A 15,694-nucleotide genomic window follows, 5' to 3' on the forward strand; every position below is an offset into this window, starting at 1 on the left:
CCGCCACACACCGGCCACCACCTGGCCGTTCGTGGCGTGCGCACCTCCAGGTCCGACCCACAGAGAGCACGTACGCATGAACTCTTCTTGTTTCGCTGCCGCGATGGCCGCCCTCGTGGCCTTGACCGTCACCGGATGCGGAGCCGGTACCGAGCCCACCGGCACCGTGGACGCGGCCATCGACACCGCGGCGCCCGCCGCCAGGACCAGCTATCCGCTGGCCTTCGACAACTGCGGCATGCAGGTGACCTTCGCCAAGCCACCGCAGCGGGTGCTGATCCTCAACGGCACCAGCGTCGGCGAAGTTGAAAGCTTCATCCTGCTCGGCCTGGAGAAGACCGTCCTGGCCAACGCACAGAGCTACGGCGTCTCCGACGACCCGTCCATGATCGACAAAATCAAGGCCCTGCCGACCGGCGGGCTGACCCTGAACAAGAACTTCGACGTCCCCGCCGAGCATGTGCTCAAGCTCAAGCCCGACCTGGTGGTATCGACGTGGTCGGGTGGGTTCGACGCCAAGAAGGGCTTCGCCACCCGCGAGCAACTCGCCGCGTCCGGCATCACCTCGCTGGTCAACCCGGTGAACTGCGCGATGGGCAAGCCGGAGGCGACCGAAGAGGAGCAGCGCGCCTACCGCAACCAGTCGATCAACAGCTCACTGGAGTTCATCAGCCTCCTGGGACGGATCTTCGACGTGCAGCAGCGCGCGCTCGACCTGATCAGCGACCTGCGGGCCCGCGTTGAGACGGTACGCCAGCGCGTTGCGGGCCTGCCTGCCAAGAAGGTGCTCGTCGCTTATCCCGGCATGGCCATGATGAACGCCAACGGCCTGCCCGCCGTGATGACCGGTGGCATCTACGACGACGTCATCAAAGCGGCCGGCGGCGTCAACGCTTTCGCCGGCCAGACGTCCGACGCCACGCGCACCCTCAACAAGGAGCAGCTCGCCACCGCCCAGGTGGACGTGCTGGTGGTCGGGCTGTTCACGCCGCAGGAGAAGGGCGAGGAGGAGGCGGCCAAGCTGTTTGCCGCCTACCCGAACTGGGCGGCGTCGAAGTCGAAGACCTACACGGTCGTCTCCGACGGCGTCTACCTCGGCCCGCTCAACGCCTGGGCGGTGGAGAAGATCTCCAAGGTGGTTCACCCCGGTGACTGACACCCTGACTCTTCCACCGCGGACCAGACCCGCGCCGTCCCGCCGCCCGCACCTGATTTCCGGCCCGGCGACCGGGCTGCTGCTGGCCGCCCTGGTCGCCGGGCTGGTAGCGGCGCTGGTGGTCGGCATCTCCATCGGCTCGGTCAACCTCCCTCTCGCCCAGGTCTGGGGTGTGGTCTGGGCGCACGTCACCGGACGTGGCGCGCAGGCCGACCCGCTGCTCAGCCAGGTCGTCTGGGAGATCCGCACGCCGCGGGCGCTGCTGGCCGCCCTCGCTGGCGCCGGCCTGTCGGTGGCCGGGGTTGCGTTGCAGGCCCTGGTACGCAATCCGCTCGCCGACCCGTACGTCCTGGGCGTGTCCTCGGCCGCCTCCCTCGGAGCCGTGCTCGTCCCTGCCCTCGGCAGCACCGCGCTGGCCGGCGCGTTCGGCGTCACCGGCGCCGCCTTCGCCGCTGCCATGCTCTCGGCGCTGCTGGTCTACCTTCTGTCCCAGCGCTCCGGGCGGCTGCTGGACTCCTGGCTGGTGCTGACCGGCGTCGCCGTCGGCTACCTGTGCGCTGCGGCCACCACCTTCGTCCAGCTGCAGCTCAATCCCACCGAGCTGCAGGGCATGATGTTCTGGCTGATGGGCAGCGTCGCCGGTGCGTCCTGGCCAGACCTGGGCGTGCCCGCCCTGCTCATCGTCGCCTGCATGGCCTGGCTGGCGCTGCAGGCCCGCGCACTCAACGCGCTGATGGCGGGCGAGGAGGCCGCCATCGCCATCGGCGTGCCGGTGGCCGCCCTGCGGATCGGGCTGCTGGTCGCCGGGTCGCTGCTCACGGCCACCGTGGTGAGCGTCGTCGGCGGCATCGGCTTCATCGGGCTGATGATCCCGCACATGGTGCGGTTCGTCGTCGGTGCCGACCACCGGCGAGTACTGCCGGTCTCACTCCTGACCGGGGCGCTGTTCCTGGTGCTGGTGGATCTGGCGGCCCGGACCGCGGACCGGCCGAACGAGCTGCCGGTCGGGATCTTCACCACCGGGCTCGGCGTGCCGTTCTTCCTGTGGCTGCTGCGCCGCCGCGCGAAGGGAGGCGGCGATGCGGCTTGACCTCGCCGGCGTCAGTGCCTGCATTGACGCACGCCCCATCGTCGAGGACGTCACCCTGACCGCAAGGCCGGGCCAGTTCGTTGCGCTCATCGGTCCCAACGGCAGCGGCAAGTCCACCCTGCTGCGTACCGTCTACCGATCCCTGCGCCCCTCGGCGGGCGTCATCCGGCTAGATGAGCAGGACCTGTGGCGGATGCGGCCCCGCCAGGCCGCGCGCCACCGCGCCATACTGCCCCAGCACGGCCAGGCCGTGGAGGGTTTCTCCGCGGCCGAGGTCGTCGCGGCCGGCCGTCACAGACACAAGCGCCCGCTCGAACGCGAGACCCCCGCCGACCAGGCGGCGGTTACCACCGCACTCGAGCGGGTCGGCATGGACTGGGCCGCCGACCGGCTGATGACCACCCTGTCCGGCGGGGAACGGCAACGCGTCCTGCTCGCCCGAGCCCTGGCGCAGGAGGCGCCGCTCCTGATCCTCGACGAGCCCACCAACCACCTGGACGTCGGATCCCAGCTTCACCTGCTGGACCTGATCCGCTCCCTCGGGCTCACCTTGCTGGCCGCCCTGCACGACCTCGACCAGGCCGCCGCCTACGCCGACCAGGTCGTCGTCCTCCGCGACGGCCGCGTCGCCGGGCACGGCCCGCCCTTGGAGGTGCTGACGCCCGCCTTCATCGAGGAAGTCTTCGGCGTACGGGCCCACGTCGGCCCCCACCCCATCACCGGACGCCCGCACATCGCCGTGGCTTCACCGGTGACCATGTCAGATGAGCTGATCACAACCGGTATCCGCGAAGGAGGGTAACCCATGGCCTACCCGCTGACCTACCTCGGCACCGTATGCGGAAGTTGCTACGCCCGATGCGGCTGCCCAGAGGTCTACCTCGCTCCTGACGCCGCACCGGAGCAGCAGGTCGTCATCACCGACGACTTCGGCCAGCAGGTCGAGATGAGCGCAAAGCAGTTCGCCGGCCTCGTCGAGAAGGCGCAGCCGGGCGAATTCGACCGAGTACTCCACCCCACCCCACCCGCTAAGGAGAAACATGAACACCAGCACGTACGTCATCCAAGGCATGAATTGCGAGCACTGCGTGAACTCCATCGCCACGGCGGTAGGCGAGGTACCCGGCGTCACGGGCGTCCTCGTGGATCTGCCCACTGGCGAGATGCAGGTGACCGGCCAGCCGGCAACGGCCCCTGACGCGATCCGGCGGGCCGTCGAGGAAGCGGGCTTCCAGGTCGCCTGACATCCAACAGCGGACCGTCAGCTTCCGCCGGTTTTCGCCACGGCGACGGGCACGTTGCCACTCGTTCGGAGGAGTCCTCGCGCAGTCCGGACCGGTTCCCCGGGAACCTTCGCAGCGGCTGGTGCGACCACTGATACGGGGTTGAGGAACGAGCGGACAGCCATTGGCGCTGAGAATGATCATGATCTGCGGAATTGGAACGTTCGCTTTGTAACGCGTCAATCACTATGAGTTGATCGCGACCGATATGGCCCTACCGTGCGGGCTATGCCTGCGGAATGTCTGTCTGCCGAGCAGAGGGCCGCCTACGCCTCGTTCATCGAGGTGCCATCACTGTCAGACCTGGAGCAGTTCTTCCTCCTGGACAGCTTCGACCGGAATGTGATCGCGCAGTCGAGGGCCGATTCGCACCGGCTGGGCGTTGCCGTCCAGATCGGCACTGTCCGGTACAAGGGGTTGTTCCTGGAGGACCCGCTGGCGGTGCCCTGGCCGGTGGTGGACTATCTGGCCGAGCAGCTGGGGATCGCTGATGCGTCGCAGGTCAAGAAGTACGCCGAGCGGCCCAAGACAACGTACGAACATGCGTGGATGATCCGGGACGCCTACGGCTACCACACCTTCGACGACACCGACAGCTGGAGCGGGCGGCAGCTGACGCGCCAGTTCCGGACCTTCCTGCACGGCCGGGCGTGGACACACGCCGAAGGGCCGGTGGCGCTGTTCGAGCAGTCGGTGGCGTGGCTGCGGCGTCATCGGGTGCTGCTGCCCGGCGTGACCGTGCTGGAACGCCTGGTGGGCAGCGTGCGGGAACGGGCCGATGTCCGCATGTACACGGTGGTGGCCAAGCAGGTCCGCCGCGCTGATGCGGGCCTGCCGGGGGCGTTGTCGGGTCTGCTGGTGGTGCCGGAGGGGTCGCGTGTCTCGGAGTTGGAGAAGCTGCGGCAGGCGCCCAAGCGCACGTCGGGCACGGAGATGGTGCGGGCGCTGCAGCGAGTGGACAATCTGGCCGGCTTCGGGCTGGGCCGAGTGAACGTGTCGAAGGTGCCGGTTCGGCGGATGAAGACTCTGGCCAAGTACGGGGCGGGCAGCAAGGCGCCGGCCCTGGACCGGCTGGTCGAGCCGCGCCGGACGGCGACGCTGCTGGCGGTCACCCGGAGCCTGGAGGCCGAGGCGATCGACGACGCCCTCGATCCGTTCGCGCTGCTGATGGCCACCCGGTTGATCAGCCCGGCCCGCCGCAAGTCCGCCGACGAACGGCTGCGGATGCTGCCCCGGCTGGAGCGGGCTTCCAAGCTGGTGGCCAAGGCCGGCCGCGTGCTGGTCGACCAGCTCGACCTGGTCGACCAAGAGGACGCAGACCTCGATGTGGCGGCGATGTGGGCCGCGGTGGCCGACATCGCCAGCGTCAGCAAGGAACAGGTCCGTGCGGCGCTGGACGTGGTGGAGGAACTGGTCCCCGAGGAGGACGGCGCGGCTGAGGCAGCGATGCGGGCCGCGCTGGTGGAGAAGTACAACACCGTGCGCCCGTTCCTGAGGCTGCTGGGCGAGTCGAAGGCGCTGGCTGCGGCGCCGGGCGGGCGGCGCGTGCTGGCCGCGGTGCGCCGGCTGCCGGAGCTGTCGCGACGGCAGGTGAGCAAGAAGCCGCTGCTGCCCGAGGAGATCGACGCCGCGCTGGTGACCGCGTCGTGGAAGCGGGCGGTGTATGGCAACCCGGACCTGCCGCAGGGCGCGGTGGATCGTGACGCGTACGTGGTGTGCGTGCTGGAGCACCTGATGCGGGCCCTGACGGTCCGGGATGTGTTCGCTTCGCCGTCGCTGCGCTGGACCGATCCGCGCGCGCATCTGCTGGCCGGGGCGCAGTGGGAGGCGATCGCCGAGGATGTGCTGGCCTCCCTGTCGCTCACCGACCCCGTCCAGCAGCTTCTGAGCGGCAAGGTCCTGGCGCTGGACGCGGCCTGGCGGCAGATGGCCGCCCGGCTGGAGGAGGCGGGCGAGGACGCGCTGGTTTCGGTGGTGACCCCGGCCGGTGGCGGGCGGGCCCGGCTGTCGGGGGAGAAACTCGGCGCGCTCGGTGAGAGCGAGTCGCTGGCGTGGCTGCGGGCTGCCTGCCAGGCGATGCTGCCCCGCATCGACTTGCCCGAGCTGCTGCTGGAGGTGCATGCCTGGACCGGGTTCCTGGACGCCTATGTGCACCTGGCCGATATCTCCACCCGCATGAACGACCTGCCGAGATCGCTGGTGGCGCTGCTGATCAGCGAGGCGTGCAACGTCGGATTGACGCCGGTGATCAAGGCCGGGGATGAGGCGCTGACCCGTGGCCGGCTCTCGCACGTGGACCAGAACTATGTGCGCGGCGAGACGCACGCCGCGGCCAACGCGATCCTGATCGAGCATCAGGGCCGGGTGCCGATCGTCGCCTCATGGGGCGGAGGGTTGCTGGCGTCGGTGGACGGGCTGCGGTTCGTTGTCCCGGTCAAAACGATCAACGCTGGGCCCTCACCCAAGTACTACGGCTACAAACGCGGTATCACCTGGCTCAACGCAGTAAATGATCAAGTTGCGGGGATCGGGCAGATGGTCGTGTCGGGCACGCCCCGCGATTCCCTGTACATCCTGGACTGCCTGATCAACCTGGACGCCGGGCCGAAACTCGAGGTGGTTACGACTGACCAGGCCAGCGACAGCGACATGGTGTTCGGAAGCTTCTCCATGCTCGGCTACCGGTTCGCGCCCCGCTTTGCCGATCTGGGCGATCAGCGGTTCTGGCGGGCCGCCCTGCCCGACGGCACCACCGGCGACTACGGGGTGTTGGAGGCGATCGCCCGGAACAAGGTGAACACCAAGAAGGTGATCACCCAGTGGCCGGACATGCTCCGCGTCGCCGGGTCGCTGGTGACCAACCAGGTACGCGCCTACGACCTGCTGCGCATGTTCGCCCGCCAGGGCAACCCGACCCCGCCGGGGCAGGCGTTCGCCGAGTACGGCCGCATCGACAAGACGATGCACCTGCTCAGCATGCTGGACCCGATCGATTCCAGCTACCGCCGGAGCCTGGGCAAGCAGTTGTCGGTCCAGGAGTCCCGGCACCGGCTGGCGCGCAAGATCTGCCACGGCAACGCCGGCCGGATCCGGCAGGCCTACCGGGAGGGTCAGGAAGATCAGTTAGCGGCGTTAGGGCTGGTTCTCAATGCCGTGGTGTTGTGGAATTCGAAGTATTTGTCGGCGATCGTGGACCGGCTGCGTGCCCAGGGTGTGCCGGTCAAGGACGAGGATGTGGCCAGGCTATCCCCGCTGGGCCACGCCCACCTCAACTGCTTGGGCCGCTATGCGATCGCTTCTTCTGCCCCAGACAAGGGCCTGCGGCCGCTGCAAGCGGCGGCGCTGCCCCAGGACGCGACCTCCCGCGTCATCGTGGATGAGGACGGTGTCTAGATGTCGGTGGTCTGGGGGTGCAGCGTGCGCTTACGGGCCGGTCTGGGTGAGTAGGTCGATGAGCTGGAGCACGCCGTAGGCGGCCGCCATGGTCTCGCCGCCGATACCACCGCGTCGTAGCGGCTCGCGTAGCGTATGTCACGAACGAGCGAAGGGATTCTCGGTGAGATTGGCAGGTGGCTTGGCGCTCGCTCTCGCGGCGGCTTCTGCACTCGCTGGCTCGAGTTTGGCGATTGCCGCCGGGATCGCTGTTGTCATTGCATTTCTTGCAACCCTGATCCCTGAGTCGCCATATGATGGCTATCCCAAGTACGAAGTCCGCCGAGTGACTCTATCGCAAGTGATTGTCAATCTTCCGCTGATTGCGGTATATGCCAGCACTTTCGGCGTCTACGTTGTGCCAGAGTATTCGAAGATTGCCAGCGCAGGTCTTGTACTACTCGTGGCCGTCCTAACTTCTGGCTGGCATATGGATCTCATCCGCCCCTTAAGAACGATGGTGCTGGCGGCTCTCGCGTTTGGTGCCTTCGTCCTGATCACAGCGAGTTTCAACGTGTCACCGGAAGACATCCGGCAAGGCGAGTCGCGACCCTGGTGGGGGGTTGCACTGGCTGCGGTTGCGCTGGTCCCCATGCTGGTGCCGACGCCTGGCTCGTCCAGGCGGTCCAGGCTTGGCAGATTTGCGCTGGCCTTGCCGATAGCAGCGGTCATCTGCGTCGGCGCGGTCTACCAGCTGGGTACCGAACTGGCGCCCACCTTCCTCAAGGATTTGCTCATCGCAACGGAACTACACTCGTCCAGCGTTGCCCTGGTGGCACTCATTGGTGCTGCCACCGTCGCTGCAGCCATCGACGTGTGGTCCGATGCTAAAATCGAGCTCAGTGTCCTTATCTTAGATAGCAGCTGGCATAAGTGGGCCGGCGTGTTGGCAACAGCCGCTGCAGCCGCCTTTGTTCCCCCCGTCGTGTTAATGATCCTGGCGGGCGCGGCGGTGATCATCAACGCGGTGATTTGGTGGCATATCGGATACGTTTATATCAAATACTCCTCATATCCGTAGTGCATGCGAGTGCACGCGGTCGGGCGACTGAGTGCAGTCGTGGCCGGTGAGCAGGTGTCCCGTTAGGGGATCCCCCACCGGAACACCCACCGGCCGAGACAGAGCCCAGGTCGAGGTGTTCCGTTTAGGTGTTTCGCGTACTGTTCCGGTGAGAGCCCCCTATCCGGAACACTGGAGCGCGTGAACGGAACCCGTGTCGGCTATGCACGCTGCCCGACCGACGAGCAAGACGTGATCATTCAGACCGAGCAACTTCTGGCCCTCGGCGTGCCCGAGGACCGGATCTATATCGACCGCGGCTTCTCCGGCACCACTCGCAGCAACCGCGGCGGCCTCGACCACGGCGCCGGTCGGTCACCGCGCGCCGCCAGTTGCCCGAGGCGAACGCGATGCCCGACTCCGGCTCGTCCTCCTCCACCGCCGGGGGCAGCGGGATGAAGTCGCGGCGCTTGGGTGAGTACTCACGAGCGTGCGCCAGCGCGGCCAGCACCGAATCGTCGCTGGAGGTGGCCTTCAGCCGCAGCTTGCCCGCCAGCTCGAACAGCGCCGGCCGGTCCTTCTTGAAGAACCGGTACACCAGCAGCTCATGCGCGTCGCCGTGGAAGGCGGCGACCTCCTCGATGTCGGCCAACTGGGCGGCTGATTTTGTTCACGCGAAGTGGCCGCGAATGTTCGTGAGTTCTGACCGCGCTTTGGAACTGGAACCATGATCAATGTTTGCGAGAAGCGACCGCACCTGGTGCGGGTGTTTGCCGGTGCGCCGGCTCGCGACTGAAGATCACTTGGGTGCTGCCATTGGCCGAACGGATAGGGTTTGCCGGGTGGGCTTGTTGATCAGGCGGCGGGTTCAGTGACCAGCTCGATCGCCACAGGGACACATGGAAGCGATCAAGGCTGGTATCTGACGTATGACGACATCTCTCGGACAGAGTGACCTGATCGACGACATCCAGGGCCGGCTGGAGAGCTGCGGATGGCAGGCCGAAAGCGGCGAAGGGTGGCGCTGGGTTGACCACACATACCAGAACGACGACGCGACGCTCCGAATCAGGTATCTGCCCAACGTCAACGTGATCCGATTCGATTTCGAATCCGAGGAGTGCCTGGCGGGGCTGTCCATCTCCTTCGAGGACTCCCCGGACCAGATTCTCGATCTGATCAGTCGTGACCAGTCATCACTGTCTGAGGAGACCTGGCGGATCTTCATCGCTTCGCTGATCGAGCTGTCCCCCCGGATTCTCTCGCTGGCCGACGAAGACGGCGAGGACAAGGTGATCACCGGCCAGGACGAGGGTATGGCCGCGCTGCGCGAGGTCGACTGGGAGTGAGAAGCCGAACTCTTACCGATCTTGAAGTTTGCCCATCGCACGTTACTTAAGGTCATCTAGGACATCGCTGGCGGCCGATGTCAGGGCTGGCCAAAGAGGTCTTCACCGTCGCTGCCTCCGAGGAGGAAGGTGAAGCGTTCCAGGTCGGCGCGGAGGGCATCCAGGCCGTAGGCGGGGTGGCCGACGTGGTCCAGGAGCGATGGCGCCAGCCTGGCAGGGTCTGCGGCGAGCCAGTCGGCGATGAACTGCAGGAGTTCGGCGAGTTCGATGGCGTCGGTGGTGTCGAGGCTGGTGGCGGGCATGGTGGCCTGGTCAGGCTTGCTGGGTTGCGCGGGTTTGGGCCAGGCGGTAGGAGTCAGTGCCGGTTTCGACGATGTTGCCGCCGAAGGTGAGGCGGTCGACGATGGCGGCGCAGAGCCGGGGGTCGGTGAAGGTCTTGGTCCAGCCGCTGAACGACTCGTTGGAGGCGATGGCGACGCTGGCCTTTTCTTCTCTCTCGGTGAGGACTTGGAACAGGAGCTCGGCGCCGCGCCGGTCGAGTTCCATGTAGCCGAGCTCGTCGACGCAGAGGAGGTCGACGCGGCCGTAGCGGTTGATGGTTTTGGTCAGTTGCTTGTCGTCGGCGGCCTCGACGAGTTCGTTGACGAGCTTGGTGGCCAGGGTGTAGCGGACGCGGTAGCCGGCCATGGCCGCCTCGGTACCCAGGGCGATGAGCAGGTGGGACTTGCCGGTGCCGGAGTCCCCGATCAGGCAGAGGGGAAGGCTCTTCTTGACCCAGTCGCAGGTGGCCAGGGTGTTGATGACGGCGGGGTCGACGGTCGGGTTGGCGGTGAAGTCGAAGGCGCGCAGGGACTTCTCGCGGGGGAACCCGGCGGCCTTGATGCGTCGTTCGGATCGGCGGCGGGCCCGGTCGTCGCATTCGGCCATGAGCAGTTCGGCGAGGAAGCCGCGGTAGGACATCTGCTCGCGGGCGGCGGCCTCGGCCAGGTCGGGGAACTGAGCGCGGACGGTGGGCAGCCGGAGCATCCGGCAGGCGGTGTCGATGGCGGCGTCGGCGGCCTGCTCGGTCAGTCCGCGGCGGGGCTTGGAGGTCATGGTCTGGCGTTTCCTTCCTGCGTGATTCGGGTTCGGCGCAGCAACTGGTCATAGGCGGCGACCGACGGCAGCGGGCGAGTGTCGGGCGGCAGCTTCTCCAGACGGCGGGCGGTCAGCGACGCAACAGTGGGAGAGGTAGCGGAATCCGCGCTCTGGCCGGGCTGGCCGGGCTGGCCGGTCGCCTCGTCGGCGGCCTTGCGAGCCTCCAGCGCGACTGCGTCGGCGGTCAGCGCCCCGGCCCGCAGCGCGGCGGCGAGCTGCCCGGGGCGACCGCGCTGGAAGAGTCCGTCCATCTCCGCCTGGTAGAGCCGCAGCCACACGAACGCGTCGGTCGAGGCGGGCAGTTGCTGCTGTTCGCGGCTGCCCTTCCTGGTCACGGTGATGAGCTGCCGACCGGGATCCACCCCGCTCTGGGTGACCGACAGCAACTCCGATGCCCGCGCCCCGGTGGAGACGTAGAAGGCGACCAGTGCCCTATCTCGATGCGAGGGAAGCTTGGCGAAGATCTCGTTGAACTCCTCGTCCGGGACGCTGCGAGGGACACGGGAGGGGACGGTCGGCCGATAAAGCCCAGCCCGTTCGTTGCGGTAAGGCTCCATCGGATTGTGGTGCGCGTTCGCGCGCCGACCTCGGCGCGCCCGGTCCAGCGGGAACGGATTGACGATCGGTCCCTGGCCGGTCTCCAGGTGAAACTCATAGAACGAACGCAGCACCGTCTCGCAATGCGCCCGCACCGACGGCGCGTAAGCCTTACCCGTCGACGTCGGCTCGACTGCCCGGCCGTGCTGCCGCCAGTGCGGACGCGACGGCTTCCCCGAGATCAGCATCCACCGGCAAAAGTCCCTGGCCTCGATGCGGGTCGCCCGCTGCCACGGAACCCCGATCGTCCACAAGAACCTTCTCTGCACCAAGTCAAGCCAGGCGAGCCGTGAAGGCGGAGGCTGAATGAGGGGGACCCGGATCTGCCGAAGACCAAGTCGATCGAAGGCAGCATTGATCATCATGCGATCGATCCGCTGGATCATGAACGCCCGCCGCAACATGAGGGACCACGGACGGCTTCCACCTGAACTGGGCATTCATCACCCTCATGGCCCGGCGCCTGACCCGCACAGTCCCCTGCACCCACGGCGGGACGAAGAAGACCAGGCCCCCCGTCTGATCACGCGACGGGGAGCACCGACGTCAAGTGTTGGTGAGCAGCAGCACCAAAACGGCCATCAACGTGACTACACCCGCTTCGACCTCGACCTTTGCGGCAGCGAGCCTTCCGCCCTGCCCTGAGGAGAACCGGTACTGTCCATCTGCCTCCAGGCCGGGAAGATCACCGGGCACAGCGTGGCAAGCAGATACACACCGCCAACCGCCAGCAGCGTGAAAGACAAGCCGACCGAGTCCACGAGGAAGCCCGCGGCCAGTCCGCCCAGCGGAGTGACCAGCTGGACCGAGGCCGTTGTCGCGCTCAGCACGCGGCTGCGCAGGTTCTCCGGCACGGTCTCATACGTCACGGTGGCCATGATGGGGTTGAGTACACCGAAGGCGAGGCCCTCAACCGCCATGGTCAGGGCTAGCGGCGCGAAGGTGTCGGTGAAGGCGGCCACCACGAAACGCGGCAGGCCCCCGATGAGAAAGGCGATCGTGAACACGGGCCACCGCCGAAAGCGGCTGCCCACCGCACCGTAGACCAGCGCCCCCGTGAGAGCGCAAATCCCGAACGCCGCGTTCAGCAGACCGAGATCGACGGCACCATCAAGCTCCTCACGGGCATGCATGGGCAGGAGCACGGCGCTCCACCCCTGGTCGAGGCCCCTGGTGACCAGCGTCATCAGGCACAGGCCCAGCAGCAGCGGCGTGGCTGCCACGAAGCGATATCCTTCCGTGAGTTCACGACGGTAGGCACGCAGCGACGTCGGCTCGGCCGGTCGTTGGGCCTGCGCCTCTGGCAGGCCGCGCACTCCGAACGCGAACAGTGGCGCGGCCACGGCGAAGGACGCGGCATCCACCAGCAGGACGTTCTCGGCTCCGAGTACGGCGATCAGCACACCTCCGAGAGCGGATGCCGTCAGCGCCGCACAGCGTGCCGCACCGTCATACAGCCCCGCAGCCCGGGTCAGCGGCATTCCGGCGCGTTCGGCGAGCGTGGGCAACAGCACGCCGCGAGCGGTTTCACCCGGCGCACGGAACAGCCCTGTCATCGCCATCAGCACGCACAGCATCCAGAACTGCAGGATGCCGGTGACCTGCAGCAGCGGGATCGCCGCAACGGCGACCCCACAGGAGAGATCCGAGGCGACACTCACCCGCCGTCGCCCCATCCGGTCGATGACCGGACCGCTGACGAGCGCAGCGAGCACGGCGGGCAGCAGTGTGCAGAACGCGACGATCCCGGCCTTGGCGGCGCTGCCCGTGCTCTGCAGCACGAACCATGGCACGCCCATGTAGGTGAGGCAATTCCCTGCGATCGAAACGATGTTGGCAGCAAGAACCATTGCCAGAGGACGGCGATCAACCGTCCTGAAGTCTTCGGACACTACGGTGGTCTCCCATAAGGGGAAGCGCCCACCGTGAACGAAGCAGGTCAGCCGGTGGGCTAAGCGAAGTGGTCAGCGTCTGGCGCGCACAGCGAGGCGCACCGCGATGCGGTGTTCACAAGCAGCGCCTCCAACACTTCGCCGGGATGACCACCCGGCACCTCCACGCATTGTCCCCTCGGGCACCGGCCCTCCGCAACGGCGATCCGTTCATTCGGGAATGCCACTGCCGGCGTCCATCTGTTCGGGGAAGGGATGGCTGGGATGCCTAGGGTGACGGGCTTCGGCGCGTGAGGTGGGACGCGTCGGCTTGCTTGGTGCGGACGAAGGTCAGGGTCAGGCCGATGCCCTCGCTCCAACCCACGAGCAGCTCGATCTCGACAGGGGCTTCCTTCTTCCCAGCCATCTCGACCAGCGGTGCCGAGCTGTCAGTGGGTCACGCCCCTGGGGGGCCGGAGGCCCGGCATGCCGAGGTTGACCGGCGCGATGCGAGCCAGCCGCTGGCTCTCCTCGCGTTTCTGACGAAGGAAGGTGAGCGTGAGGTCGATGCCCTCGATCTCTCCGAGCCAACCCTCCTGCTCAGCACGGGCACGGCGGGCCAAAAGGTCGGTCTCGATCTCGTCGAGGCGGGGCAGCATCTTCGGGTTGATGTTGATCATGGGGCATCTCAGGCAAGCGTGTTCATGCTGGCAAGGGGTCCCGTAGGGGCGGGCGCATCCTCCGAGCTCGACTTTGCGCTGGTCAAAGTGTTCTTCGAACCCGAGCCATTCGGATTCGGTCACCGAGCGGTACTCATCGGCCGGTCGGGTCTGGCGGCGGCGGTCGAGGAATCCTTGATAGTGACGGACGACATCCTCGTTGAACACCGCCACGTAGCCCCGAGTTGTTTGAAGATTCAAATGTCCGAGTAGGGTGGCGCCGATATGGATGGGCAGTCCGCTGTTGACCAGTTCCGTAGCCAGGAGCCTGCGGAAGTCGTGCGGGGTGAAGTCGGTGGTCTGAAATCCCGGGTGGTCATGAGCGAGTTCGGCGCAGCGACGCTTGAGCATGTTGACCACCGTGGTGTCGGAGATGACCTCATGCCGGGTACCGATCTTGCGCTGGAACAGGAACGGCATGGGTGGGCTGCTGGTCCGCTCGTGAGGGTCGTAGCGGGACAACAGCGGAATGGTCTGGCCACCTGTGGTGTGGCGCCGGACAATGGCCGCGACGACCGCGAAAAGCTCGGCGGACATGGGGATGACACGTTCTCGGTCGCTCTTCGAGGGAGCGACCACCAGCAGAGCGATGACTTCCCCATTGAGGCGTTGGTATTGGCGGATGCTGAGGTGGGTGAACTCAAGGGCCTCTTCGATGCGAACGCCTGAGTGTCGCAGAACCTCCACGATCGCCCATTCCCAGAAGGCGGCGTCTTCGACGTGGGTCAGGTTGATGTGCTTGCCGGTCTCCAGGTCCTGGACGCGGATATTGGCCGGTCCGCCCAAGCGGATGCGTCGCTCGTCGACCCGGCTCCAAAGGCGCTGGTAGGAATTGCCGTTGACCGTGATGATGTCTCCGCCGGCTGCGTTGCTGGCCTGCCTGAGCAGGTTGCGGTAGTGGGCGTAGCGGGTCTCCATGTGTTCCAGGAGGGCAGCCAGGAGCGGCTGTCGCTGGCGAGTGCGGTCGTCCATCCGCTCCTTGACCCGCCGTTTGCGGATGCCGTAGCCGCGGACATCGGCGTCGCCGATGGGGCAGGGCGCCACCCAGATCGCCCAGCGTTCGGGTTCCGCGGCGGCCCATGCCTGCAGATCGCTGTAGAAGGCTCGAACCGCTCGGAGGATGGGGTCCACGTCGCGGCGCCCTTTGCCGTCGTCACGGACCGCGATCCGGTCCCGCCAGCGCTGGTAGAGCTCACCGTCGATACGGAGATCGGGCTGATCGGGTGCGAGGTGCTCGATGGTGGCCCAGAAGTGATTGGCCAGGTGCCGAGACAGGTTGTCCAGCGTTGAGTAGTCCAGCTCGGGTTTGCGGCGTTCCAGGTAGGTGATGAGCAACTGTCGGACACCGCTGTGGCGAATCTTATAGCGGCCCACGAGTTCCTCGACGGTGAGTCTCCCGGTCAGCAGCGCCGCCTTGATGGTCGCCGGCCTGTGGGAAGGGAAGTGCTCCATCTCATGCAGCACCTGCCAGGCCAGGTGGCCTGGGAACCGGCTGCCGGCACCACGTGCGCCAAGGACCAGTCCCTGCCGGCGGCACTCCCAGGCGTAGTGCAGGAAGGCTGAGGGTGTCAGGTCGGCCAGCGCGATGCCCTGGGTGGTCAGCGCGACCGCGACGTCGAACAGCGCGGTGCCGTGATGGATTGGGTTCACTGGGGCAGCCTGCGTCTGGGCCCAGAATTTCTCCAGCAGCGGATCATTCTGCGCGGTGAGGAACCACGGTCCGTAGTAAAGGAAGGTGTTGGACCGGAACGCCTCCAGCGAAGGCTGGATGATCCTCAAGCAGAAGAGGCAGGCCGCTCCGGTCCCGATCTGGCTTCTGTCTCGAGGAGCCGAGCGTAGGACCGACACCGGACAGCCCGGCTCGTTGAAGCCACTGGCCTCCCATCGCTCCTGCCAGGTCTCACCCGGGAACTCCTCCAAATGCCGGAGGAGATCCTTGGTGCCGCGGCTTCGACGCCAGCGATTGTCCGCCGACTTGGTCGGCCAAGTGGTGCGCACGGCCTCGGCGATCTCCTCAATCGGGGCGCGCGTCAGATCCCCTTGAGGCCGGGGTGGAACGG

At 66.8% G+C, this 15,694-nt stretch carries 15 protein-coding genes and 1 pseudogene; 8 read left to right on the forward strand and 8 right to left on the reverse strand.

The window, feature by feature from the left end:
* Positions 1–103 precede the first annotated feature (103 nt).
* The 3 genes from E1294_RS05000 to E1294_RS05010 are packed head-to-tail and all read left to right on the forward strand — an operon-like array spanning position 104 to position 3,048.
* On the forward strand, positions 104–1,156 hold the full coding sequence (locus E1294_RS05000) for an ABC transporter substrate-binding protein (RefSeq protein ID WP_132504915.1): 1,053 nt from the start codon (positions 104–106) through the stop codon (positions 1,154–1,156).
* Positions 1,149–2,246: a FecCD family ABC transporter permease gene (locus tag E1294_RS05005; RefSeq protein ID WP_220447562.1), complete on the forward strand. Its 1,098-nt coding sequence runs from the start codon at positions 1,149–1,151 to the stop codon at positions 2,244–2,246. The genes E1294_RS05000 and E1294_RS05005 overlap by 8 nt, the downstream gene beginning before the upstream one ends.
* Complete coding sequence (locus E1294_RS05010) at positions 2,236–3,048, forward strand: ABC transporter ATP-binding protein (RefSeq protein ID WP_132504917.1); 813 nt, start codon at positions 2,236–2,238, stop codon at positions 3,046–3,048. Before E1294_RS05005 ends, E1294_RS05010 begins: the two co-directional genes overlap by 11 nt.
* Here E1294_RS05010 and E1294_RS52435 read toward each other — a convergent pair.
* Positions 3,007–3,300: a hypothetical protein gene (locus tag E1294_RS52435; RefSeq protein ID WP_220447563.1), complete on the reverse strand. Its 294-nt coding sequence runs from the start codon at positions 3,298–3,300 to the stop codon at positions 3,007–3,009. The genes E1294_RS05010 and E1294_RS52435 overlap by 42 nt on opposite strands.
* Between E1294_RS52435 and E1294_RS05020 the strand changes: the two genes are divergently transcribed.
* From E1294_RS05020 to E1294_RS57940, 4 genes are all read left to right on the forward strand, one after another.
* Positions 3,287–3,490, forward strand: a complete 204-nt coding sequence (locus E1294_RS05020; RefSeq protein ID WP_132504919.1) for a heavy-metal-associated domain-containing protein — start codon at positions 3,287–3,289, stop codon at positions 3,488–3,490. The two genes, E1294_RS52435 and E1294_RS05020, sit on opposite strands and share 14 nt — an antisense overlap.
* A gap of 267 nt (positions 3,491–3,757) precedes the next feature.
* Entirely contained in the window at positions 3,758–6,922 is a 3,165-nt protein-coding gene (locus E1294_RS05025) for a Tn3 family transposase (protein WP_132504921.1), read from the forward strand.
* Positions 6,923–7,085: 163 nt separating this feature from the next.
* Complete coding sequence (locus E1294_RS05030) at positions 7,086–7,982, forward strand: hypothetical protein (RefSeq protein WP_132504923.1); 897 nt, start codon at positions 7,086–7,088, stop codon at positions 7,980–7,982.
* Between the two features lie 231 nt (positions 7,983–8,213).
* Entirely contained in the window at positions 8,214–8,420 is a 207-nt protein-coding gene (locus E1294_RS57940; protein ID WP_425465193.1) for a hypothetical protein, read from the forward strand.
* Here E1294_RS57940 and E1294_RS55485 read toward each other — a convergent pair.
* Positions 8,323–8,622 (reverse strand): annotated as a pseudogene (locus tag E1294_RS55485) (hypothetical protein); the annotation flags it as partial. The gene E1294_RS57940 and the pseudogene E1294_RS55485 overlap by 98 nt on opposite strands.
* A 268-nt stretch (positions 8,623–8,890) precedes the next feature.
* Between E1294_RS55485 and E1294_RS05045 the strand changes: the two are divergent.
* Positions 8,891–9,310, forward strand: coding sequence for a hypothetical protein (locus tag E1294_RS05045; protein ID WP_132504925.1), 420 nt, complete (start codon positions 8,891–8,893; stop codon positions 9,308–9,310).
* Between the two features lie 80 nt (positions 9,311–9,390).
* Here E1294_RS05045 and E1294_RS05050 read toward each other — a convergent pair whose 3' ends face one another.
* The 6 genes from E1294_RS05050 to E1294_RS05075 form a co-directional block, all read right to left on the reverse strand.
* A complete protein-coding gene (locus E1294_RS05050; RefSeq protein WP_132504927.1) occupies positions 9,391–9,612 on the reverse strand; it encodes a hypothetical protein in 222 nt (73 codons plus the stop codon).
* A gap of 10 nt (positions 9,613–9,622) precedes the next feature.
* On the reverse strand, positions 9,623–10,405 hold the full coding sequence (istB, locus tag E1294_RS05055; protein WP_132504929.1) for an IS21-like element helper ATPase IstB: 783 nt from the start codon (positions 10,403–10,405) through the stop codon (positions 9,623–9,625).
* The gene (locus E1294_RS54325) at positions 10,402–11,430 is read right to left on the reverse strand and encodes a site-specific integrase (RefSeq protein WP_220447565.1); all 1,029 of its coding nucleotides are present in this window, start codon (positions 11,428–11,430) and stop codon (positions 10,402–10,404) included. The genes istB and E1294_RS54325 overlap by 4 nt, the downstream gene beginning before the upstream one ends.
* 204 nt (positions 11,431–11,634) lie before the next feature.
* Positions 11,635–12,936 (reverse strand): MFS transporter, encoded by a 1,302-nt coding sequence (locus tag E1294_RS05070; protein WP_220447566.1) that lies wholly within the window; start codon positions 12,934–12,936, stop codon positions 11,635–11,637.
* Between the two features lie 268 nt (positions 12,937–13,204).
* Positions 13,205–13,342 (reverse strand): hypothetical protein, encoded by a 138-nt coding sequence (locus tag E1294_RS52440; RefSeq protein ID WP_165977093.1) that lies wholly within the window; start codon positions 13,340–13,342, stop codon positions 13,205–13,207.
* A 22-nt stretch (positions 13,343–13,364) separates the two neighbouring features.
* The coding region (locus E1294_RS05075) for a site-specific integrase (protein ID WP_220447567.1) at positions 13,365–15,694 on the reverse strand (2,330 nt) is incomplete at its 5' end.

Source organism: Nonomuraea diastatica (genome assembly GCF_004349015.1).
GTDB lineage: Bacteria > Actinomycetota > Actinomycetes > Streptosporangiales > Streptosporangiaceae > Nonomuraea > Nonomuraea diastatica.